Source organism: Kocuria kalidii, assembly GCF_044462225.1.
Taxonomy (GTDB): domain Bacteria; phylum Actinomycetota; class Actinomycetes; order Actinomycetales; family Micrococcaceae; genus Kocuria; species Kocuria kalidii.
Genome location: NZ_JBISWJ010000026.1, coordinates 1 through 23,160 on the forward strand (window position 1 = coordinate 1; position 23,160 = coordinate 23,160).

Genomic DNA, 23,160 nt, shown 5'->3' on the forward strand with positions numbered 1-23,160 from the left:
CCGCCCCGTCGGGGGGCGGTGTTCCTGGCCAACGGGTTGTTGGTCGGGAGCCGTATAGTGGACGCGGTGTTCTGTGGTGTTCCCACCCGGTGTCACCGCCGGTGATTACTCACCGTGGGTGGTTCGGGGTGGGGTGTGGTGTAAGTTGTCGGCGTATTAGTACCGGTCGGCTGCACACGTCGTTGGTTCGTGCTTCCACCTCCGGCCTATCAACCCAGTGGTCTAGCTGGGGGCCTCTCACACCTGTTGGTGCATGGAAATCTCATCTCGAAGCGAGCTTCCCGCTTAGATGCTTTCAGCGGTTATCTCTTCCGAACGTAGCGAAGCAGCGGTGCACCTGGCGGTACAACTGCCATACCAGAGGTTCGTCCGTCCCGGTCCTCTCGTACTAAGGACAGGTCTTCTCAAATTTCCTGCGCGCGCAGCGGATAGGGACCGAACTGTCTCACGACGTTCTGAACCCAGCTCGCGTACCGCTTTAATGGGCGAACAGCCCAACCCTTGGGACCAACTCCAGCCCCAGGATGCGACGAGCCGACATCGAGGTGCCAAACCATGCCGTCGATATGGACTCTTGGGCAAGATCAGCCTGTTATCCCCGAGGTACCTTTTATCCGTTGAGCGACGGCCATTCCACAATGTACCGCCGGATCACTAGTCCCGACTTTCGTCCCTGCTCGAGCTGTCGCTCTCACAGTCAAGCTCCCTTGTGCACTTACACTCGACACCTGATTGCCAACCAGGCTGAGGGAACCTTTGGGCGCCTCCGTTACTCTTTAGGAGGCAACCGCCCCAGTTAAACTACCCATCAGGCACTGTCCCTGACCCGGATCACGGGCCGAAGTTAGATGTCCAGAGTGACCAGAGTGGTATTTCAACGATGACTCCACGTGCACTGGCGTGCCCGCTTCAACGTCTCCCACCTATCCTACACAAGCCACACCGAACACCAATACCAAACTATAGTAAAGGTCTCGGGGTCTTTCCGTCCTGCTGCGCGTAACGAGCATCTTTACTCGTACTGCAATTTCGCCGAGTTCATGGTTGAGACAGCGGGGAAGTCGTTACTCCATTCGTGCAGGTCGGAACTTACCCGACAAGGAATTTCGCTACCTTAGGATGGTTATAGTTACCACCGCCGTTTACTGGGGCTTAAATTCTCCGCTTCGCCGTGAGGCTAACAGGTCCTCTTAACCTTCCAGCACCGGGCAGGAGTCAGTCCGTATACATCGTCTTGCGACTTCGCACGGACCTGTGTTTTTGATAAACAGTCGCTTCCCCCTGGTCTCTGCGGCCCTTGCCCGCTCGCACCAGCTAGTGGTGTCCACGGTCCGGGCCCCCCTTCTCCCGAAGTTACGGGGGCATTTTGCCGAGTTCCTTAACCATGATTCTCTCGATCGCCTTAGTATTCTCTACCTGATCACCTGTGTCGGTTTGGGGTACGGGCGGCTGGAACCTCGCGTCGATGCTTTTCTCGGCAGCATAGGATCACCGAATCCCCCCACGAATGGGGGTCCCGTCACGTCTCAGGCACATGATCCGCGGATTTGCCAACGGATCGCCCTACACGCTTAGACCGGGTCTACCATCGCCCGGCTCGGCTACCTTCCTGCGTCACACCTGTTAATACGCTTACCTCCCCGGTTCAGGTCCCACGCTCCCCGCACCGTCCACCGGCCAAAGGCCGGCATCAGGATACGGTTCGGGTGGTTAGTGTCCCCGGTTCGGTATGGGCGGTTCTTCGCCGGTACGGGAATATCAACCCGTTGTCCATCGACTACGCCTGTCGGCCTCGCCTTAGGTCCCGACTGACCCAGGGCAGATTAGCTTGACCCTGGAACCCTTGATCATCCGGCGGACGGGTTTCTCACCCGTCATTCGCTACTCATGCCTGCATTCTCACTCGTGTGGGCTCCACCACTGGGTCACCCCGCAGCTTCACTGCCCACACGACGCTCCCCTACCCATCGCACCACCTGAACCAGGACCATCAAGGACCCGGTTGGGTATCATTGGTGCAATGCCACAACTTCGGCGGTGTACTTGAGCCCCGCTACATTGTCGGCGCGGAATCACTTGACCAGTGAGCTATTACGCACTCTTTCAAGGATGGCTGCTTCTAAGCCAACCTCCTGGTTGTCTGAGCAACTCCACATCCTTTCCCACTTAGCACACGCTTAGGGGCCTTAGTTGGTGGTCTGGGCTGTTTCCCTCTCGACTATGAAGCTTATCCCCCACAGTCTCACTGCTACGCTCTCACTTACCGGCATTCGGAGTTTGGCTGACGTCAGTAACCTTGTAGGGCCCATCGGCCATCCAGTAGCTCTACCTCCGGCAAGAAACACGTAACGCTGCACCTAAATGCATTTCGGGGAGAACCAGCTATCACGAAGTTTGATTGGCCTTTCACCCCTACCCACAGCTCATCCCCTCCATTTTCAACTGAAGTGGGTTCGGTCCTCCACGCGCTCTTACACGCGCTTCAACCTGGCCATGGGTAGATCACTTCGCTTCGGGTCTAGATCACGCCACTCACTCGCCCTATTCAGACTCGCTTTCGCTACGGATACCCCTCACGGGTTAACCTCGCGACGTAACACTAACTCGCAGGCTCATTCTTCAAAAGGCACGCCGTCACCCTCACAGGCTCCGACGGTTTGTAGGCACACGGTTTCAGGTACTATTTCACTCCCCTCCCGGGGTACTTTTCACCTTTCCCTCACGGTACTGGTCCGCTATCGGTCATCAGGTAGTATTTAGGCTTACCAGGTGGTCCTGGCAGATTCACACGGGATTTCTCGGGCCCCGTGCTACTTGGGTACGTGCACCGTGCGGCAGCAACGATTTCGTCTACGGGACTCCCACCCTCTCCGGTCCGGCACTCACACCGGTTCGACTATCGTCCTGCACTCACACGCCCGGGCCGGCAGACCCGGGACGACACGCCCCACGACCCCGATGATGCAACCCCTGCCGGGTATCACACACCATCGGTTTGGCCTCTTCCGCGTTCGCTCGCCACTACTGACGGAATCACTGTTGTTTTCTCTTCCTGTGGGTACTGAGATGTTTCACTTCCCCACGTTCCCTCCACACACCCTATGAATTCAGGTGCGGGTCACCACGCATAACACGCGGCGGGGTTTCCCCATTCGGAGACCCTCGGATCACAGCTCGTTTATCAGCTCCCCGAGGCTTATCGCAGATTACCGCGTCCTTCATCGGCTCCTGATGCCAAGGCATCCACCGTGCGCCCTTAAAAACTTGCCACATGATCACAGAACACACCGATACCACCACCACCACACCCCCTCCGAAGAGGACGCCCGGCAGCGGCGACGATCGGCGATCAATCACGAACACGGCACCACAACCACACCACCGGCCGCACCACCCCGCACCAGGGCACAAACCCCCGTCCAGGACGACCACGACCAGCGCGCGACTGCAGCACCCGTTCTTAAGATGCTCGCGTCCACTATACAGTTCTCAAACAACAACCCGCACATCCCACACACTGGTGGTCGCGGCCCCGTTCAGGACCACCCCCACCGGCAGGACACCGGGAACCCAGATCCAACACCCCCGCACCCCGCACCCACCAGCAGGGAAAACCCACCGGCACCGCACGAGGAACCACGGGGCCTGTTGTCTCAGGACCCAACAGTGCGCCATGGACCACGCCCACCCACCGGGAGCACCCCTTCCACCACCACCACACCCACGCACCCCCGGAACAACCCGGGAGCACGAGAACACAGCAGCAGGTACTAGGACCCACCCGGCCGGCACACCACCGACCCCCCCAAACAACAGGGAGACCAGCAGGAACGCGGCCACTTGCTCGTTGATATTCCACCCATGAGCTCACCCCACCAGCACCACGAACGGGCACTGCGGCAGGGGCGGCCACCACACGGCGGCCAACGGCTCCTTAGAAAGGAGGTGATCCAGCCGCACCTTCCGGTACGGCTACCTTGTTACGACTTAGTCCCAATCGCCAGTCCCACCTTCGACGGCTCCCTCCCACAAGGGGTTAGGCCACCGGCTTCGGGTGTTACCAACTTTCGTGACTTGACGGGCGGTGTGTACAAGGCCCGGGAACGTATTCACCGCAGCGTTGCTGATCTGCGATTACTAGCGACTCCGACTTCATGAGGTCGAGTTGCAGACCTCAATCCGAACTGAGACCGGCTTTTTGGGATTAGCTCCACCTCACAGTATCGCAACCCTTTGTACCGGCCATTGTAGCATGCGTGAAGCCCAAGACATAAGGGGCATGATGATTTGACGTCATCCCCACCTTCCTCCGAGTTGACCCCGGCAGTCTCCTATGAGTCCCCACCATCACGTGCTGGCAACATAGAACGAGGGTTGCGCTCGTTGCGGGACTTAACCCAACATCTCACGACACGAGCTGACGACAACCATGCACCACCTGTCCACCAGCCCCGAAGGGAAACCCCATCTCTGGGGCGGTCCGGTGAATGTCAAGCCTTGGTAAGGTTCTTCGCGTTGCATCGAATTAATCCGCATGCTCCGCCGCTTGTGCGGGCCCCCGTCAATTCCTTTGAGTTTTAGCCTTGCGGCCGTACTCCCCAGGCGGGGCACTTAATGCGTTAGCTACGGCGCGGAAAACGTGGAATGTCCCCCACACCTAGTGCCCAACGTTTACGGCATGGACTACCAGGGTATCTAATCCTGTTCGCTCCCCATGCTTTCGCTCCTCAGCGTCAGTAACAGCCCAGAGACCTGCCTTCGCCATCGGTGTTCCTCCTGATATCTGCGCATTTCACCGCTACACCAGGAATTCCAGTCTCCCCTACTGCACTCTAGTCTGCCCGTACCCACTGCAGACCCGGGGTTGAGCCCCGGGCTTTCACAGCAGACGCGACAAACCGCCTACGAGCTCTTTACGCCCAATAATTCCGGACAACGCTTGCGCCCTACGTATTACCGCGGCTGCTGGCACGTAGTTAGCCGGCGCTTCTTCTGCAGGTACCGTCACTCTCGCTTCTTCCCTACTGAAAGAGGTTTACAACCCGAAGGCCGTCATCCCTCACGCGGCGTCGCTGCATCAGGCTTCCGCCCATTGTGCAATATTCCCCACTGCTGCCTCCCGTAGGAGTCTGGGCCGTGTCTCAGTCCCAGTGTGGCCGGTCACCCTCTCAGGCCGGCTACCCGTCGTCGCCTTGGTGAGCCATTACCCCACCAACAAGCTGATAGGCCGTGAGCCCATCCAAAACCAGTAAAACCCTTTCCACCACACACCATGCGATGCGCAGTAGTATCCAGTATTAGACCCGGTTTCCCAGGCTTATCCCAGAGTCAAGGGCAGGTTACTCACGTATTACTCACCCGTTCGCCACTAATCCACCCAGCAAGCTGGGCATCATCGTTCGACTTGCATGTGTTAAGCACGCCGCCAGCGTTCGTCCTGAGCCAGGATCAAACTCTCCGTCAAAAAAACAACGAAAACATTTCGAACCCGGCTGAAAATGCTGCCACCACCCCACGGAGGCGGAACGGCGACAACCAATCAACCGAAAAAAACTTTCGGTATCAACAAACATGGCACACTATTGAGTTCTCAAACAACAGACCGATCAGCGTGTCCCACTTGACACCTTGCTCCCGGAGTGCTCTGTAACCTTAGCCCTTCCGGTCGGCGCCGGTCAATCTCAGGTGAACGCTTGGTTACCCGATCGTGACGGTGCCGCCTTCCGGCGAAGCTCACAATCTCCCACCCTAACACGTCGCCGATCCCGTGCAGCACGCTGGCTGCTCGGTCCGGACCGCTCTGGGTGGGATGCCGCCCGCCGGATCTCCCGGAGGAGCTCCTCGCCGCGACGACTTGGAAGAAGTTACCCCCTTTCGCCGACCCGTGCAACCCGGCCTCCGCACCGGGCCTCGCGGCGCCCAGGCCGGCGTGCCGCGGACGGCGGAAGGGCCCGGATCCGAGGATCCGGGCCCTTCCCGTGCCTCCGGTCCGTCCCCCCGGGACGGACCGGAACCGGATCAGTGCTCGGCCGGCTTGAGGTACAGGACCGCCAGCGGCGGCACGGTCAGCACGGCCGATGCCGGGTTCCCGTTGTGGGCACCCTCGGTGGCGCTGACCTTGCCCAGGTTGCCCACCCCGGAACCGCCGAAGTGCTCGGAGTCCGTGTTGAGCGTCTCGATCCACTCCCCGGCCCACGGCAGGCCCAGACGGAAGTTCTCGTGCGGGTTGCCGGCGAAGTTCGCCACGCACACGAGCGGGTTGCCCTGCTCGTCCCAGCGGGTGAAGGAGAGGGTGTTGCGCCCGGCGTCGGCCGCGTCGATCCACTCGAATCCGGCGGGGTTGTTGTCCCGCTCGTACAGCGCCGGCGTCTCGCGGTAGATCCCGTTGAGGGTGCGCACCAGCTCCTGGACGCCCTTGTGCGGCGGGGTCTCGGAGAGCCACCAGTCCAGGCCGTGCTCCTGGGACCACTCGGACTCCTGGGCGTACTCGGTGCCCATGAAGATCAGCTGCTTGCCGGGGTGGGCCCACATGAAGGCGAGGTAGGCGCGCACGTTGGCGAGCTGCTGCCACCGGTCGCCCGGCATCTTGCGCAGGAGGGACCCCTTGCCGTAGACCACCTCGTCGTGGGAGATCGGCAGCAGGAAGTTCTCCGAGAACGCGTAGACGAGGGAGAACGTGAGCTCGTTGTGGTGGTAGTAGCGGTTGACCGGGTCCTCCGCCATGTACTCGAGGGTGTCGTTCATCCACCCCATGTTCCACTTGAGTCCGAAGCCCAGCCCGTCGGCGTCGGTCGGACGCGTCACGCCCGGGTAGGACGTCGACTCCTCGGCGATCATGACGATCCCCGGTGTGCGCTTGTACGCGGTGGCGTTGGCCTCCTTGAGGAACGCGATGGCCTCGAGGTTCTCGCGGCCGCCGTGGACGTTGGGCGCCCACTCCCCCTCCTCGCGCGAGTAGTCGAGGTAGAGCATGGACGCGACCGCGTCCACGCGCAGGCCGTCCACGTGGAACTCCTCGAGCCAGTAGGAGGCGTTGGCCACCAGGAAGTTCCGGACCTCGTTGCGGCCGTAGTCGGGGATCAGCGTCCCCCACTCCTTGTGCTCGCCCCGGCGGGGGTCGGCGTGCTCGTACAGGGGCTCGCCGTCGAAGTTCGCCAGGGCCCACTCGTCCTTCGGGAAGTGGCCGGGGACCCAGTCCACGAGGACGCCGATGCCGGCCTGGTGCAGCTTGTCCACGAGGTAGCGGAACTCGTCCGGGCTGCCGAAGCGCGACGACGGCGCGTAGTAGGACGTCACCTGGTAGCCCCAGGAGCCGCCGAACGGGTGCTCCGCCACGGGCATGAACTCCACGTGCGTGAAGCCCTGCCAGGTGAGGTACTCGACGAGCTCCTTCGCGAGGTCCTTGTAGCCGAGGCCCAGGCGCCACGAGCCGATGTGCAGCTCGTAGACGCTCATGGGCGCGTTGTGCGGGTCGGTGGCCGCGCGGCGGGCCATCCAGGCGTCGTCCTGGAACTCGTAGTCGGACTCGAAGACGCGGGACGCGGTGGACGGCGGCACCTCGGTGCCGAAGGCCATGGGGTCCGCCTTCTCGCGCCAGCCGCCGTCCCGGCCGAGGATGCGGAACTTGTAGGTGGCGCCCGAGCCCAGCCCGGGGACGAAGATCTCCCACACGCCCGAGGAGCCGAGGGAGCGCATCGCGTGCTCGCTGCCGTCCCAGCCGTTGAAGTCGCCGATGACCCGCACCGCCTGGGCGTTGGGCGCCCACACGGCGAACGCCACGCCGGTGATGTCGCCCAGCACCGAGGGGTAGCGGCGCACGTGGGCGCCCAGGACGGTCCACAGCGTCTCGTGGCGCCCCTCACCGATGAGGTGCAGGTCCAGCTCCCCGAGCGTCGGCCCGAAGCGGTACGGGTCGTCCATGCGCTGCGGCTCCAGCTCCCGGTAGGTCACGTCCAGCCGGTAGTCCGGGATCCGGCCCGGTTCGTGGGCGGGGACCGTGCCCGTGAAGATGCCGCCCCACTCGTGCTCGAGCTCGAAGGTGCCGTCCTGCGTGACGACGGCCACCGCGGTCGCGAACCGGCGCAGCGAGCGCACCGTGACGGTGCCGTCCGGATTGAGGTGGGCGCCCAGGACGCCGTGCGGGTCGTGGTGGCGGCCCTCGGACACCGCGGCCAGCACGTGCTCGGCCACGGGCACGGGGCCTGCGGGCGCCACGTCGTGGCCGGCCGGAACGGCGCGGGAGGTCTGTCCGGGGTCGGATCGGTCCTGCGGGGAGCTGGCGGTCACTTCGTCCTCGATTTCCGTTCCCGCCGCCGCCGCGGTGCGCTGCGCGGAGCGGGAGCTGTCGTCGTCGTGGTCGGTGCCGGGAGCGGGATCCGCACCGGCTGTTTCAGGGCTCACGCTACGCGACCGGAGGCCGTCGAGTGAACGGCGCACGGCCGTGGCGGGGACGTCCACCCAGTCGGGGCGGTTGCGCTGCTCGTAGACGACCTCGTAGAGGGCCTTGTCCAGCCACAGCGCCGTGAAGAGGGCGGACCCGCGGTCCACCGCATGCCCGGCGCCCTGCTCGTAGCCCTCGAGGAACGCGTCGCCGGCGCGCCGGCCCCACTCCTCCGCGTCTCCCGCTCCGGCCCGGGCGCCGAAGGCGGCCGCGTAGTCGAAGGACCGCAGCATCCCGACCACGTCGCGCAGGGCGACGTCCGGCCGGGTCCGCTCCTCGATGGCGCGCAGGGGCTCGCCCTCGAAGTCCAGGACCTTGAACTGCCCGTCCTCGGTCTGCAGGACCTGGCCCAGGTGGTAGTCGCCGTGGATGCGCTGCAGCGGCGGCAGCTCCGGCACGTCGCCGAGGGACGTGATCAGTTCGTCGAGAACGGCCGCGTGCTCCGAGAAGAGGGAACCGGTCTCGGTGCGGGCCCAGCGGAGCCGCCCGCCGAGGTCGTTCAGGAGACGGGCGCGGGCGGCGTCGTCGGGCGCGTCCGCACCGAAGGCGCGGCCCAGGTCGCGGTGCACGCGCGCGGTGGTGCGGCCCAGCTCCCGGGCCTCCTCGGAGAAGTCCGCGCCCTGCTCCGCGGCCTCGACGGCCCGCCCCCACGCGTCCGCGGAGCCGGAGAGGAACTCGGTGGCCACGGCCAGCTGGCCCTGCGCCGCCGTGAGCCCGGCGCGCCAGCGGGCGTCGAGCCACCCGAAGATCGCAGGCACCGCGGGGCACCCGAGCGAGGTCAGCTCGCGGCCCACCTCGACGTCCGGGTTGTCGCCCTCCCCCACCACCCGGAAGAACTTCACGATCACGGCGTCGCCGCTGGACCGGCCGGCGGGCGGGACGACGATCACCGAGGAGTTCGACTGCTCGCTCGAGATCACGCGGACCTGCTCGCGCGTCGTGACCGCGTACGGGACGTGCAGCGCGTCGCCGTGCCCGCCGGTGACCGTCAGGCCGAGGGGACCGCCGTGCACGGTCTCCTCCTTCTGCATCAGGGTGAGCGCGGGGCCGACGAACACGGGGTCCCCGACCCCGTCGTAGACCCAGGGACCGGCCACGGCGTCCTCCGCCCCGGGCAGCGGCAGGCCCGTGCGGTGGGCCACGGCCCGGCCGGCCCGGGCCGCCCGGTCCCGGAGGGAGCGTCCTGCCCGGCGCGGCGCGGCGCCCTGCGCCCGGGCCGCGTCCGACCCGGGCTCCTCGACCGGCTCCAGCTCCCCGACGAGGAAGCGCTGGGCGCCCTCGAGGGGCTCGGTCCGGAAGGTCAGCGGCACCTGGAGGAGCTCGGTGCGCGCCCCCTCGGACGCCTCCACCAGGAGCAGCCGCGCCCCGGCCCCGTCCTGCTCCGGCAGGGCCAGCTGGGCGGCGACCCGCAGGTCCACGCCCGCACCGCCGTCCGCGAAGGGGAACCACCGCTGCCGGGGCAGCCACCGGCGCAGCAGGTCCAGGAGGTCGTCGGGGTGCTGGTCGGTCATGGGATCAGGTCCTTTACGGGGCGTGCGTGGGAGTGGCCGGACGCGCGGACGCGCTCAGGATGTCTTGGCGGGCGTGATGATCGGCATGGCCGTGGTGTGGGGGTGCGTGCCGTCGTCGTGGGGCGCGGCCCGCAGGCGCAGCCAGAAGAAGTCCTGGCTGCCGAGGGTGATCCGGTACTCCCCCGCCTCGTCCACCTCGCCGAACAGGTCGCCGCCGAAGAGCTCGCGCAGCCCGCGGCCCGCGAACTGCGGCAGCCGGATGCGGGCGCACGCGGGGGTGTGGGCGAGGTTGAACAGGCACAGCACCGTCTCGCCGCGCCCGTCGTCGGCCTCCTCGTCGGGCAGCACGCGCAGGAACGCCAGCACGGAGTCGTGGTCCGTCTCCACGTTGACGTAGGAGCCGAGGCCGAACGCCGGGTGCGCCTTGCGCACGGCGAGCATCTGGCGCATCCAGTGCAGCAGGGACGACGACGACGCGAGCTGCGCCTCCACGTTGACCTGGTTGTAGTGGTAGACCAGCGACTGCACGACCGGCAGGTACAGCTTGCCGGGGTCGGCCTTGGAGAACCCGGCGTTGCGGTCCGGGGTCCACTGCATCGGGGTGCGGGACGCGTCGCGGTCGTCGAGCCAGATGTTGTCGCCCATGCCGATCTCGTCCCCGTAGTACAGGAACGGGCTGCCGGGCAGGGACAGGAGCAGGGCGTGGATCAGCTCGACCTCGGCCCGCGAGTTGTCCAGCAGGGGGGCCAGCCGGCGGCGGATGCCCACGTTGGCGCGCATCCGGGAGTCGGGGGCGTACCAGCCCAGCATCGCCTGGCGCTCCTCGGTGGTCACCATCTCGAGGGTCAGCTCGTCGTGGTTGCGCAGGAACGTGCCCCACTGCGTCCCGCGCGGGATGTCCGGCGTCTCGTGCATCGTCTCCACGATCGGGGCGGCCTTCTGGTCCCGCAGCGCGTAGAAGATCCGCGGCATGATCGGGAAGTGGAAGCACATGTGGCACTCGGGGTGCTCCTCGGTGCCGAAGTACTCCACCACCTCGTGCGGCATCTGGTTCGCCTCGGCGATCACCACGCGCCCCGGATAGTTCTCGTCGATCATGCGGCGCAGGTCGACGAGGAAGTCGTGGGTGCCGGGGAGGTTCTCGCAGTTGGTCCCCTCCTCCTCGATCAGGTACGGGATCGCGTCGGCCCGGAAGCCGTCGATGCCCATGTCGAGCCAGAACTTCACCACGTCGTGCACGGCCTCCACCACGGCGGGGTTCTCGAAGTTGAGGTCCGGCTGGTGGGAGAAGAACCGGTGCCAGAAGAACTGGCGGCGGATCGGGTCGAAGGTCCAGTTCGACTCCTCGGTGTCCACGAAGATGATCCGGGCGTCCTGGTACAGCTCGTCCGTGTCGGACCAGACGTAGAAGTCGCCGTAGGGCCCCTCGGGGTCCTCGCGGGAGGCCTGGAACCACGGGTGCTGGTCGCTCGTGTGGTTGAGCGGGAGGTCGATGACGACGCGCAGGCCCCGGGCGTGCGCCTCGGCCACGAGCCGCTTGAAGTCGCTGATGGTGCCGAACTCGTCCAGGACGGAGTAGTAGTCCGAGATGTCGTAGCCGCCGTCGCGCAGCGGGGACTCGAAGAAGGGCGGGAGCCACAGGCAGTCGATGCCCAGCCACTGCAGGTAGTCGAGCTTGTCGATCAGACCGGAGAAGTCGCCGGAGCCGTCACCGTTGGCGTCGGAGAACGCCCGGACGAGCACCTCGTAGAACACCGCTTTGCGGAACCAGTCGGGGTCGTGGGAGATGCCGGGGGCGTTGAGCGAGAACGGCGAGAGACTCATGCGGGGGTGCCGCCTTTCGGACAGGTGGGTCGGAGGCCATCGGTGCTTCGGGAGGGGCCTCCCCGGGCGGCGCGCCCGGGGAGGCCCCGGCGGGGTCCGGGGAAGCCCCTACTTGACGTTGCGGCGGATGTGCAGGACGTGCGCGGGGTCGTGGTGCGGGTCGAGGCGCACGTAGTTGTGCGTGCCCCACTTCCAGGAGTTCCCGCTGAGCAGGTCGTCCACCCAGAAGCTGCCGTCCTCGTTGAAGTCCGCGTCGTCGAGGTTCAGGGACTCCAGGTCCAGCCACACGGTGCCCTCGCGGACCGCGTGCGGGTCCACGTTGACGACCACGATGACCGTGTCCTTGTAGCTCGAGCTCCCGTGCCGCACGGTCTTCGTCTTCGTGTACGCGACCAGGGCGTCGTCGGTCGTGGACTGCACCGTCAGGTTCTGCAGGTCGTGCAGCGAGGCGTGCCGGCGGCGGATCTCGTTGAGCCGTGTGAGGTACGGGGCCAGGGACGCACCGCGCTCCTCGGCACCGGCGAAGTCCCGGGGCCGGTACTGGAACTTCTCGTTGTCCACGTACTCCTCGGCGCCCGCGCGGGCCACGTGCTCGAACAGCTCGTAGCCGGCGTAGACGCCCCACAGGGGGGAGCCGGTGGCGGCCAGCACGGCGCGGATCCTGAACGCCGCGGGACCGCCGAACTGGAGATACTCGGTGAGGATGTCCGGGGTGTTGACGAAGAAGTTCGGCCGGTACACCGCCGAGGTCTCGTGGCTGACCTCCTGGAGGTACTCCTCGATCTCCTTCTTGGTGTTGCGCCAGGTGAAGTACGAGTAGGACTGCTGGAAGCCGACCCGGGCGAGGCCCTGCATCATGGCGGGACGCGTGAACGCCTCGGCCAGGAACACGACCTCGGGGTGCCGGGCGTTCACGGTGCCGATCAGCCACTCCCAGAACCACAGGGGCTTGGTGTGCGGGTTGTCCACCCGGAAGATCTTGACCCCGTGGGAGATCCACAGCTCCACGATCCGCAGCACCTCGAGGGACAGGCCCTCGGGGTCGTTGTCGAAGTTGATCGGGTAGATGTCCTGGTACTTCTTCGGCGGGTTCTCCGCGTAGGCGATGGAACCGTCGGCGCGGGTCGTGAACCACTCGGGGTGCTCACCGACCCACGGGTGGTCCGGCGAGGCCTGCAGGGCGAGGTCCAGGGCCACCTCGAGACCCAGGTCCCCGGCCCGCGCGACGAAGGCGTCGAAGTCCTCGAACGAGCCGAGGTCGGGGTGGATCGCGTCGTGCCCGCCCTCGGGGGCGCCGATCGCCCACGGTGAGCCGGGGTCCTGCGGACCGGCCACGAGGGTGTTGTTGGGGCCCTTGCGGTGCGTCCGACCGATCGGGTGGATCGGCGGGAGGTAGACGACGTCGAAGCCCATGCCGGCGACGGCGTCGAGGCGCTCCGCGGCGGTCCGGAAGGTGCCGGAGGTCCACGAGCCCGACTCGGCGTCGAGGACGGCGCCCTCCGAGCGCGGGAAGAACTCGTACCAGGAGCCGCGGCCGGCGGCGGTGCGCTCGACCTTCAGCGGGTAGCGGCGGCTCTGCGTGACGAGGTCGCGCACGGGGCGGTCCGCGACCACCGCCAGGACCTCGACGGAGGTCGCCGCCTCGAGCCGGTGCTCGGCGGGCAGCTCGTCGTTGCCGAGGGTGCGCGAGACGGAGCGGAACAGCTCGGCGTCGGAGTCCGGGCGGCCCGTCTCCGCGGCGGCGCGGTCGAAGAGCACGATGCCCTCGGCCATCATGAGGTCGACGTCCTGGCCCACGCCCACCTTGATCTCGGCGGCGTGCCGCCAGGTCTCGAACAGGTCGCCCCAGCCCTCCACGGCGAAGGTCCAGGCGCCCTCGGCGGTCGGCGTCAGCCACGCCTCGTAGCGGTCGGTGCCGGGGGTGGTGAGGAGCATCGGCACGCGCTCGGTCTCGGTGCCCTGCGGGTCGTACAGCACCGCGGTCACGCCGAGGGCGTCGTGGCCCTCGCGGAACACGGTGGCGCCCACCCGGATCGACTCTCCCGGCACGGCCTTGGCCGGGAAGCGACCGTCCTCGACCACGGGGCTGACCCCCACGACCGGGATCCGGCCGTAGACCAGCTCGTCGCGGGAGAACGCCGAGCCGGCGGTCTTCCGGCGCGTCGTCGTCGCCTTCCGCGGCGTGGTGGCCTTCTTGGCCGCGGCCGCCCTCGTGCCCGGGGTCCTGGCGGCGGTCTTCGCTGCCGGGGTTTTCGCTGCAGGAGACTTCGCTGCGGAGGACTTCGCGGTCGACGCCTTCCGGGCGCGGGGCGCGGCCTGCGCGGCTGGGACCGCGGGCTCGTCGGCCGCCGGGGCCTGGGCGTCCGGGGCCTTCCCGGCGGTCGACGCCCTCCGTCGGGCCGGTGCCTTCTTCGCGGGCTGCTCGGCCGGGGCCGCGGCGGCACCGGTGTCGGCGCCGGGTGCGGCGGGCGTCGTCGAGGGGTCGGGGGCGGGCGCGCCGGCCGGGCTCGAGGCCGGGTCGGTCGGGGGCGGCGTGTTGGCTTGGCTCACCTGGACCACGTTAGCGACAAACCCGGCGATCGTTAAGCCCGCTGTCGAAGCGTCGGACTGCGTCCCCGCGCGGGTGTCCCCGCCCCGGTGGGACGGCGCGGCGGGACGGTCCGGCACGCCGGGGAACGGATGTGCGGCGGCACCCCCGTCCGGGACCGGGGCACCGGTAGTCTGACGGCGTGAAGGCAATCCGTAGATTCACCGTGCGCACCGTGCTGCCGGAGTCCATCGCCCCTCTGAGCCGACTCGCGAGGAACCTTCGCTGGTCCTGGCACCGGCCCACCGAACAGCTGTTCGCCGACCTGAACCCGCAGGCCTGGGAGACGGTCCACGGGGACCCCGTCAAGCTGCTCGGCTCCCTCACCCGCGAGGAGATCCAGCAGATCGCCGAGGATCCGGCCACGGTGCGCCGGATCGAGGAGCTCGACGCCGACCTCGAGCGCTACCTCACCGACGAGCTGTGGTACCAGAAGACTCAGACGGAGGACGCCCCGCGGACCATCGCGTACTTCTCCGCCGAGTACGGTGTCACCTCCGTGCTCCCCCAGTACTCCGGGGGCCTCGGGATCCTCGCGGGCGACCACCTCAAGAGCGCCTCCGACCTCGGCGTGCCGGTGGTGGGCGTCGGCCTGTTCTACCAGCACGGCTACTTCAAGCAGTCCCTGTCCCGCGACGCGTGGCAGCAGGAGTCCTACCCCGTGCTCGACCCGGACGGCATGCCGCTCACCCTGCTGCGGGAGGAGGACGGGACACCGGTCCGGATCACCCTGCCCCTGCCCAACGGCCGCTCCCTGTCCGCCCACGTGTGGCGGGCCGACGTGGGCCGCGTCCCGCTGCTGCTGCTCGACTCCGACATCCCGGACAACGACGACCACGCCCGCAGCGTCACGGACCGTCTCTACGGCGGCGGCGGCGACCACCGGCTCCAGCAGGAACTGCTCCTCGGCATGGGCGGGATCCGGGCATTGCGTGCCTTCTGCCGGCTGACCGGGACCCCCGCCCCGGAGGTCTTCCACTGCAACGAGGGGCACGCCGGGTTCCTGGGCGTCGAGCGCATCGCGGAGCTCATGGCCCCCGCGGACGGGACCGAGCCGATGAGCTGGGACGAGGCCCTGACCGCGGTGCGCTCGGCCACCGTGTTCACGACCCACACCCCGGTGCCCGCGGGCATCGACCGGTTCGAGCAGGCCCAGATCCAGCACTTCGTCGACGCGGGTCTCGCCCCGTCCGTCCCCACAGCAGCCATCCTGTCCCTGGGTGCGGAGGACTACGACGGCGGCGACCGCTCCAAGTTCAACATGGCGGTCATGGGGCTGCGCCTGGCCCAGCGCGCCAACGGGGTGGCCAAGCTGCACGGCGTGGTCTCCCGGGGGATGTTCCAGGGGCTGTGGCCGGGCTTCGACGTGGACGAGGTGCCGATCGGCTCGATCACCAACGGCGTGCACGTGATGACGTGGATCGATCCGCACATGGCGCAGCTGGCTCTCGACCCCATGGGCACGGACCTGAACCGGGCCGCGCGGTGGCGGCGCATCTACGACGTCGACGACGTCGAGCTCTGGGCCGCCCGCCGGGAGCTGCGCCTCCGCCTGGTGGAGGACGTCCGGGCCCGGCTGCGGGCCTCGTGGAAGAAGCGCGGCCTCGCGGACGCGGAGCTGGGCTGGACCGACTCGGTCCTCGACCCGGACGTGCTCACGATCGGCTTCGCCCGGCGGGTGCCCACCTACAAGCGGCTCACGCTCATGCTGCGCGACCCGCAGCGGCTGAAGAGGATCCTGCTGGACCCGGAGCACCCCGTGCAGCTCGTGGTCGCCGGGAAGTCCCACCCGGCCGACGAGCACGGCAAGCGGCTGATCCAGGACCTCGTGCGCTTCACGGACGACCCCGAGGTGCGCCACCGGATCGTCTTCCTCCCCAACTACGACATCGCGATGGCCCGGACCCTCTTCCCGGGCTGCGACGTGTGGCTGAACAACCCGCTGCGCCCGCTGGAGGCGTGCGGCACGTCCGGGATGAAGGCCGCCCTCAACGGCGGGCTGAACCTGTCGGTGCTCGACGGCTGGTGGGACGAGATGTACGACGGCCAGAACGGCTGGGCCATCCCGACCGCCGACGAGGGCGCGCACCCGGACGAGCGCGACGACATCGAGGCCGCGGCCCTCTACGAGCTCATCGAGAACCACGTGGCCCCGCGGTTCTACGGCCGGACCGCGGACGGCTCGGACCCGAGCACCGACGGCGTGCCGCACCAGTGGCTCGCCATGGTCAGGCACACCCTGGCGACCCTGGGCCCGCGGGTCTCCGCCAAGCGCATGCTCGAGGACTACGTGCGGCAGCTCTACGTCCCGGCCGCCGTCTCCGGCCGCCGGGCCGCCCTGGACGGGCACTCCGCTGCCCGGGCGACGTCCCGGTGGGTCGGGCGCGTGCGCCGGGCGTGGCGCGAGGTCTCGGTCGAGCACGTCGACACCGAGGGCGTGGCCCAGGAGCCGCAGATCGGCGACGAGCTGACGGTGTGCGCCTACGTCTCCCTCGGCTCGCTGGACCCGGACGACGTGCGGGCGGAGGTGGGGTACGGCCGGGTCTCGGAGACGGACCACATCCACGAGCGCAAGTACGCGGGGCTGCGCCCCGTCGGCGACCTGGGCGGGGGCCGGCACAAGTTCCGCGGGACGATCACCGTGGACCGCTCGGGTCCGTTCGGCTACACCGTCCGGGTGCTCCCGGCCCACCCGGAGCTCGCCGACAAGGCCGAGCTCGGGCTGGTGACCAACGCCTGAACCCCGGCTGCCGGGAAACCCGGAGCACAGGAGGGCCCGCACCCGGCGACGGGCGCGGGCCCTCCCGCCGTGGGCGGCCGCGGCTCAGAGCACGCGGAAGAGGGTCACCGAGCAGGCGGGAACTCCCTGCGCCTGACCCGCGCGGTGCTGCGTCCCGTAGCGCCCGTGCAGGACCGAGGCCGTGCTGTGCACCAGGGAGTAGACCCCGTCCGCCTGTCCCAGGGGGTGCCCCTCCTGCTCCGGCCGCAGCAGGTCCTGCAGGTCCGGGAAGGTGATCGCCATGTCGGCGCTCGCGCCGTTGACCACCATGAGCCCCGCCACCCGGCCGCCGCGCGACCCGATGAGCACCTGGATGGTCCGGGCCCCCGGGGTCTGCCAGTCCGTGGCGGTCATGGCGGCTCCGTCCGGGCCGAACCAGTGCATCATCACCTCGTCCGGACGGGTCGGGAAGTGGGACGGCTGCCCGGCCAGGAACTCCCCGCGCACGGCCACCAGGGAGCGCGTCGCCGCGAGCATGGCCCGGTCCGCCGGGGTGTGCCGCCAGTCCACCCAGGACAGCTCGTTGTCCTGGCAGTAGGCGTTGTTGTTGCCCCGCTGGGAGCGGCCGAACTCGTCGCCCGCCGTGATCATGGGCACGCCCTGGGAGAAGAGCAGGGTGGCCATGACGTTGCGCGCCGTCTGCGCGCGGTCGGCCCGGATCCGGACGTCCCGCGCCGGGCCCTCCACCCCGTGGTTCCACGAGTGGTTGTCGTTGGTCCCGTCCCGGTTCTTCTCGAGGTTGTCCTGGTTGTGCTTGTTGTCGTAGGAGACGAGGTCCGCGAGGGTGAAGCCGTCGTGGGCGGTCACGAAGTTCAGGGACGCCAGCGCGCTGCGCCCGGACCCGGCGAACATGTCCGCCGAGCCCGCGAGCGCCCCCGCGAGCCGCGCGGCGTTGCCGCCGTCCCCGCCGAGGCTCATGCTGCGCGGGCCCGTGAGCCAGAAGTCGCGCACGGTGTCCCGGAAGCGGTCGTTCCAGTCGGCCCACCCCTCGGGGAAGTGACCGGTCTGCCACCCGCCCATGCCCACGTCCCAGGGCTCGGCGACGAGCTTCGTGCCGAACAGGGCGGGGTCCGCGCCGACGGCCACGAGGAACGGGTGGTTGCGGGTGAAGCGGTGGCGCTCGTCCCGCGCCAGCTCGGGAGCCAGGTCGAAGCGGAAGCCGTCCACGTGGCACTGCTCCACCCAGTAGCGCAGGGAGTCGAGCGCCATCTGCACGACCCGGGGGTTGCCGAAGTTCACGGAGTTGCCGCACCCGGTGACGTCCACGTAGCGGCCGTTGTCGCCGTGGCGGTAGTAGGCCTCGTCCCCGAGTCCCCGCCAGCAGTAGGCGGGTTCCTCCTGGCCGGCCTCGGCCGTGTGGTTGTAGACGACGTCGAGATAGACCTCGAGGCCCGCGCGGTGCAGGTCCCGCACCATGGCCTTGAACTCGTCGAGCACGCCCTGCGGCCCTCGGGCACGGGCGGCCTCGGTGGCGTAGCCGGCGTGCGGGGCGAAGAAGCCCAGCGTGTTGTACCCCCAGTAGTTGCTGAGCCCGAGTGCCGTGAGGTGGGGCTCGTCCAGGTGGGCGTGCACGGGCAGGAGCTCGACGGCCGTGACGCCCAGGGACGTGAGGTACTCGGTCATCACGGGGTGCGCGAGTCCCGCGTAGGTGCCCCGGAGGTGCTCCGGGACGTCCGGGTGCAGGGCGGTCAGACCCTTGACGTGCGCCTCGTAGACGACGGTGTCCCGCCACGGGGTCGCGGGTCTGCGGTCCTCGTCCCAGTCGAAGTCCTGCTGGACGACCACGGAGACGTACCGTCCGCCGTAGGCGTCGGGGCCGGGATCGGCGATCCCGGCCGGCGGGGCGACGCGCCGCAGCCCCTTGCCGTAGGGGTCGAGCAGGATCTGCTGGGCGGACGGGTCCGGCGCGCGGTCGCGGCCGTCCGCCGTCGGGTCGGCGGCGAGGAAGCCGTACTCCGTGCCGACGGGCAGGGCCGGCGTCTCGTCCCGGTGCCGCAGGTGGTCGAAGCCCGTCTCCGAGAACCGCTGCTGCTCGGCCGGCGGGATCGTCCCGTGGTGCACCCCGCCGGTGCGGCCCGTGAGCCGCCGCCGCTGCCAGCGCCCGCCGGGCAGCCGGAAGACGATGTCGAGGTCGGGGATCCCGGGCGCGTAGACGGCCACGTTGGCGCTGCCGTCCCGCTCGTGCGAGGGATGGACCCCCAGGGGGTAGGGGACGGAGAGGTACGGCCGACCGGTGTCCTGCCGCCGGGGCTCAGGAACCAGCACGACGTCGCGACACCTCGTACAGGGTGATGCCCACGGCCATCGAGGCGTTGAGCGACTCCATCGTCGAGTCGATGGGGATGGAGACGATCTGGTCGCAGTTCTCGGTGACCAGCCGGGACAGGCCCTTGCCCTCCGAGCCGACCACGACGACGAGGGGCTCGGTGGCCAGCTCGAGGCCGGGCAGCTCGACGTCGCCGCCGCCGTCGAGGCCGACCACGAAGTAGCCCATGGCCTTGAGCTCCTCGAGCGTGCGGTTGAGGTTGGCCGCCTTCGTCACGGGCACGCGGGCCGCGGCACCGGCGCTGGTCTTCCAGGCGGAGGCCGTGACGCCCACGGAGCGGCGTTCGGGCACGATCACGGCGCTGCCGGAGAACGCGGAGACGCTGCGGATGATGGCGCCGAGGTTGCGGGGGTCGGTGATCCCGTCGAGGGCGACCATGAGCGGGGGGCGGCGGACGTGCCGCTTCTCCCACTGGGTCATGAACTGCCGGGCGGCCTCGACGGCGTCCTGGTACTCGTAGGCCGGCACCTGCAGGGCCACGCCCTGGTGCACGGCGTCGCTGGTGAGCCGGTCGAGCTCGCCCTTCGAGGCCTCCAGGATCGTGATCCCCCGCTCGGCGCACAGCTGCAGGATCTCGCGCACGCGGTCGTCCACGTCGATCTTGCTGGCCGCGTACAGGGCCTTGGCGGGGACGTCCGCGCGCAGCGCCTCGACCACCGAGTTCCGCCCGGTGACGAGGTCCTCCTGGACCCTGCCGCGGGACCGGCTGGGGGTGCGGCCGCCCGGGCTCTGCCGGCGCTCCGCGGCCTTCTTCATCTTGTGCGCCTTGTGGTACGGACGGTCCTCGGCCTTGGGGGTGGGGCCGCGGCCCTCGAGGGCCTTGCGGCCGTGGCCGCCGGTGCCGACCAGCGGGCCCTTCTTGTTCTTGCGGATCGCGCCGGGGCGCTTGGGGGCTGGCATGGGTTCCTCTGTTCGGTCGGAGATGGTGGGGCGGCCTGGGGGTCAGGCCACGGACCAGGTGGATCCGTCGGCCGCGTCGCGGACCGCGACGCCGGCCGCGGCGAGCTCGTCGCGGATGGCGTCGGCCCGGGCCCAGTCCCTGGCGGCACGGGCCTGCTCGCGCTGCTCGAGCAGCGAGCGCACGAGGGTGTCGAGGGCGGCGTGCTCGGCCGCGTTCCCGGCGGCGTCACCGAGGTCCATGAGCCCGGTCAGGCCGAGGACGTCGGTCATGGCGCGCACCGCGCGGGCGGGGACGGCCGCGTCCTGCCCGTCCGCGAGCGCGGAGTTGCCGGCGCGGACGGTCTCGTGCAGGACGGCGAGGGCCTGGGGCACGTTGAGGTCGTCGTCCATGGCGGCGCCGAAGCCCGGCGGCACGTCCGCGGGGGTCCGCGCGAGGTCGGCGCCGGCGTCCCGCGCCGCGCGCAGGAAGGACTCCACCCGTTCCACCGCGGCCGTGGCCTCGGCGAGGGAGGTGGGCCGGTAGTCCAGCACGGACCGGTAGTGGGCCTGCCCGAGGTAGTAGCGCACCGCGAGCGGCCGCGCCTCGGCGAGCATGTCCGCCGGGGAGACCGTGTTGCCGATCGACTTGGACATCTTCTCGCCGGCGTAGGTGACCAGGCCGTTGTGCAGCCAGAGGGTCGCGAACCGCTGACCGGCGGCGGTCGACTGGGCGAGCTCGTTCTCGTGGTGCGGGAAGCGCAGGTCCAGGCCGCCGCCGTGGATGTCGAAGGCGTCGCCGAGGTACTTCGCGGCCATGGCGGAGCACTCGAGGTGCCAGCCGGGCCGGCCGGGCCCCCACGGCGAGTCCCACCGGGCGGTCTCGGGCTCGTCCGCCTTGTGGCCCTTCCACAGGGCGAAGTCGCGCGGGTCGCGCTTGCCGCGGGGGTCCGCGTCCGGGGCGTCCTGCATGTCCTCCACCGACTGGTGGGTGAGCTCGCCGTAGCGCTCCCAGGAGCGGACGTCGAAGTAGACGTCACCGGAGCCGTCCGGCGCCGGGTAGGCGTGCCCGGCGTCGACCAGGGTGCGGATCAGGGCGTGCATCTCCGGGACGTGGCCCGTGGCGCGCGGCTCGTAGCTGGGCCGGTCGATGCCGATGGCGTCGTAGGCGGCGTTGAACGCCTGCTCGAACCGGTAGGCGAGCGCCCACCACGGCTCGCGGGGGTGGTCGCCGTCGTAGTCGGGGGCGAAGGAGGCCGCGGCGTTGGCGAGGATCTTGTCGTCGATGTCGGTGACGTTGCGCACGGTGGTCACCCGGTGGCCGCGGTGCGCCAGCCACCGGGCGAGCTGGTCGAATACCAGGGCCGAGCGGACGTGCCCGATGTGCGGCATTCCCTGGACGGTGGCGCCGCAGTAGTACAGACGGGCCTCGCCGGGATGGACGGGCTCGAAGTCCCGCACGGTCGCGGTGGCGGTGTCGTAGAAGCGCAGAGTCACACGGCCCATCATAAGGGCGGGCCGTGGCGCGCCGGTCAGGCCCCGCCCGGCTCCGCGGCGACGACGAGGGCGGTGGCCACGGCCGCGAGGCCCTCCCCGCGGCCCGTGAGACCGAGCCCGTCCGAGGTGGTGGCGCTGACCGTGACGGGCGCGCCGGCCGCGGCGGTGAGCACGGCCTCGGCCTCGGCGCGGCGCGGCGCGAACCGCGGCCGGTTGCCGATCAGCTGGACCGCGACGTTGCCGATCTCGAAGCCGGCCTCCCGCACGATCCGGGCCGCCTCGGCGAGGATCCGGACCCCGGGGGCGCCCGCCAGCTCGGGGCGGTCCACGCCGAAGTTGGCGCCCAGGTCCCCCGTGCCCGAGGCCGAGAAGAGGGCGTCGGCCGCGGCGTGGGCGACGACGTCCCCGTCCGAGTGCCCCGCGAGCCCCCGCTCCCCCGGCCACTCGAGGCCGGCGACCCACAGCGGGGTGCCCTCGGGCCCGAAGGCGTGGACGTCCACGGCGATGCCGGTGCGGGGCAGGATCACGGGGTCAGCGCTCCTCGGGTGCGGGGTCGGTCGGCGTGCCGGCCGGAGCGGTCGCGGTGACGGGCACCGTTCCCGCCGTGCCGGGCGCCCGCCCGCGCAGCACGGCCTCGGCCAGCACCAGGTCGAGGGGGCGGGTGATCTTGAAGGCGTGCTCGTGGCCGGGCACGGTCAGCACCGTGGTCCCCGGTGCGTGCGCCTCCACGAGCGAGGCGTCGTCGGTCACGGTCCCGGGGTCCGTCCCGGCCTCGGCGGCGGCACGGTTCACGGTCCGCAGCAGGGCGAGGTCGAAGCCCTGCGGGGTCTGCACCGCCCGCAGCGCCGTGCGGTCCACGGTGCCGAGGGACCGGCCGGCGTCGTCGACCCGGCGCACGGTGTCCGCCACGGGCAGCACGGGGACCACTGCGCGCTCGCCGGCGCGCAGCCGGTCCGCGACGGCCCGGAAGACACCGGGCGGGGTGAGGCAGCGGGCGGCGTCGTGGACGAGCACCGCCGAACAGGCCGGGTCGGTCCGGTCGAGCTCGGTCAGTGCCGCCCGGACGGACTCGGCCCGGGAGGCGCCGCCGGTCACGGGCCGTGCGCCGTGGGCCCTGGCGGACGCGGACAGCTCGACGTCCCCGGCGGGGACGGTCACCAGCACGGGTCCGCCCAGTCCGGCGTCCCGGACGCCCCGCAGCGCGTGCTCCAGCAGGGACCTGCCCCGGAGGGGCACCAGGGCCTTGGGGATGCCGTGCCCGAGCCGCGTGCCGGAGCCCGCCGCCACGACGACGACGGCGAACCCGCCCTCCGGGGAGGG

Annotated in this window: 9 protein-coding genes and 2 rRNA genes; 1 reads left to right on the plus strand and 10 read right to left on the minus strand. The window is 69.3% G+C overall.

From position 1 onward, the window contains the following. Positions 1 to 136 precede the first annotated feature (136 nt). The 5 genes from ACH9D3_RS04320 to ACH9D3_RS04340 form a co-directional block, all read right to left on the minus strand. Positions 137 to 3,270 (minus strand): 23S ribosomal RNA (locus tag ACH9D3_RS04320). 668 nt (positions 3,271 to 3,938) lie between these two features. After that, positions 3,939 to 5,464, minus strand: a 16S ribosomal RNA gene (locus tag ACH9D3_RS04325). The 16S and 23S rRNA genes sit together here, the layout of an rRNA operon. 554 nt (positions 5,465 to 6,018) lie before the next feature. Then, on the minus strand, positions 6,019 to 9,951 hold the full coding sequence (gene glgB, locus ACH9D3_RS04330) for a 1,4-alpha-glucan branching protein GlgB (protein ID WP_396410000.1): 3,933 nt from the start codon (positions 9,949 to 9,951) through the stop codon (positions 6,019 to 6,021). A gap of 54 nt (positions 9,952 to 10,005) precedes the next feature. After that, positions 10,006 to 11,775, minus strand: a complete 1,770-nt coding sequence (gene treS, locus ACH9D3_RS04335) for a maltose alpha-D-glucosyltransferase (protein ID WP_396399477.1) — start codon at positions 11,773 to 11,775, stop codon at positions 10,006 to 10,008. Positions 11,776 to 11,883: 108 nt separating this feature from the next. Further along, positions 11,884 to 14,334, minus strand: a complete 2,451-nt coding sequence (locus ACH9D3_RS04340) for a maltotransferase domain-containing protein (RefSeq protein WP_396410001.1) — start codon at positions 14,332 to 14,334, stop codon at positions 11,884 to 11,886. A 170-nt stretch (positions 14,335 to 14,504) separates the two neighbouring features. Here ACH9D3_RS04340 and glgP point away from each other — a divergent pair, with 170 nt between their 5' ends. Beyond that, positions 14,505 to 17,102 (plus strand): alpha-glucan family phosphorylase, encoded by a 2,598-nt coding sequence (gene glgP / locus ACH9D3_RS04345; protein WP_396410002.1) that lies wholly within the window; start codon positions 14,505 to 14,507, stop codon positions 17,100 to 17,102. Positions 17,103 to 17,186: 84 nt separating this feature from the next. On the opposite strand, the gene glgX is transcribed toward glgP, so the two are convergent. The 5 genes from glgX to ispD all read right to left on the minus strand — a co-directional run. Beyond that, on the minus strand, positions 17,187 to 19,406 hold the full coding sequence (glgX, locus tag ACH9D3_RS04350) for a glycogen debranching protein GlgX (RefSeq protein WP_396410003.1): 2,220 nt from the start codon (positions 19,404 to 19,406) through the stop codon (positions 17,187 to 17,189). Continuing rightward, entirely contained in the window at positions 19,393 to 20,367 is a 975-nt protein-coding gene (rlmB, locus tag ACH9D3_RS04355) for a 23S rRNA (guanosine(2251)-2'-O)-methyltransferase RlmB (protein ID WP_396399481.1), read from the minus strand. The genes glgX and rlmB overlap by 14 nt, the downstream gene beginning before the upstream one ends. 42 nt (positions 20,368 to 20,409) lie before the next feature. After that, complete coding sequence (gene cysS / locus ACH9D3_RS04360) at positions 20,410 to 21,840, minus strand: cysteine--tRNA ligase (protein WP_396399482.1); 1,431 nt, start codon at positions 21,838 to 21,840, stop codon at positions 20,410 to 20,412. A gap of 35 nt (positions 21,841 to 21,875) precedes the next feature. Further along, complete coding sequence (gene ispF / locus ACH9D3_RS04365; protein ID WP_396410004.1) at positions 21,876 to 22,367, minus strand: 2-C-methyl-D-erythritol 2,4-cyclodiphosphate synthase; 492 nt, start codon at positions 22,365 to 22,367, stop codon at positions 21,876 to 21,878. A gap of 4 nt (positions 22,368 to 22,371) precedes the next feature. After that, on the minus strand, positions 22,372 to 23,160 hold a 789-nt coding region (ispD, locus tag ACH9D3_RS04370; protein ID WP_396410005.1), incomplete at its 5' end, for a 2-C-methyl-D-erythritol 4-phosphate cytidylyltransferase.

Bases quoted from the DNA above. Each gene is read 5' to 3' on its own strand.
- glgB (WP_396410000.1), bottom strand. From the start codon at position 9,951: ATGACCGACCAGCACCCCGACGACCTCCTGGACCTGCTGCGCCGGTGG.
- rlmB (WP_396399481.1), bottom strand. From the start codon at position 20,367: ATGCCAGCCCCCAAGCGCCCCGGCGCGATCCGCAAGAACAAGAAGGGC.
- treS (WP_396399477.1), bottom strand. From the start codon at position 11,775: ATGAGTCTCTCGCCGTTCTCGCTCAACGCCCCCGGCATCTCCCACGAC.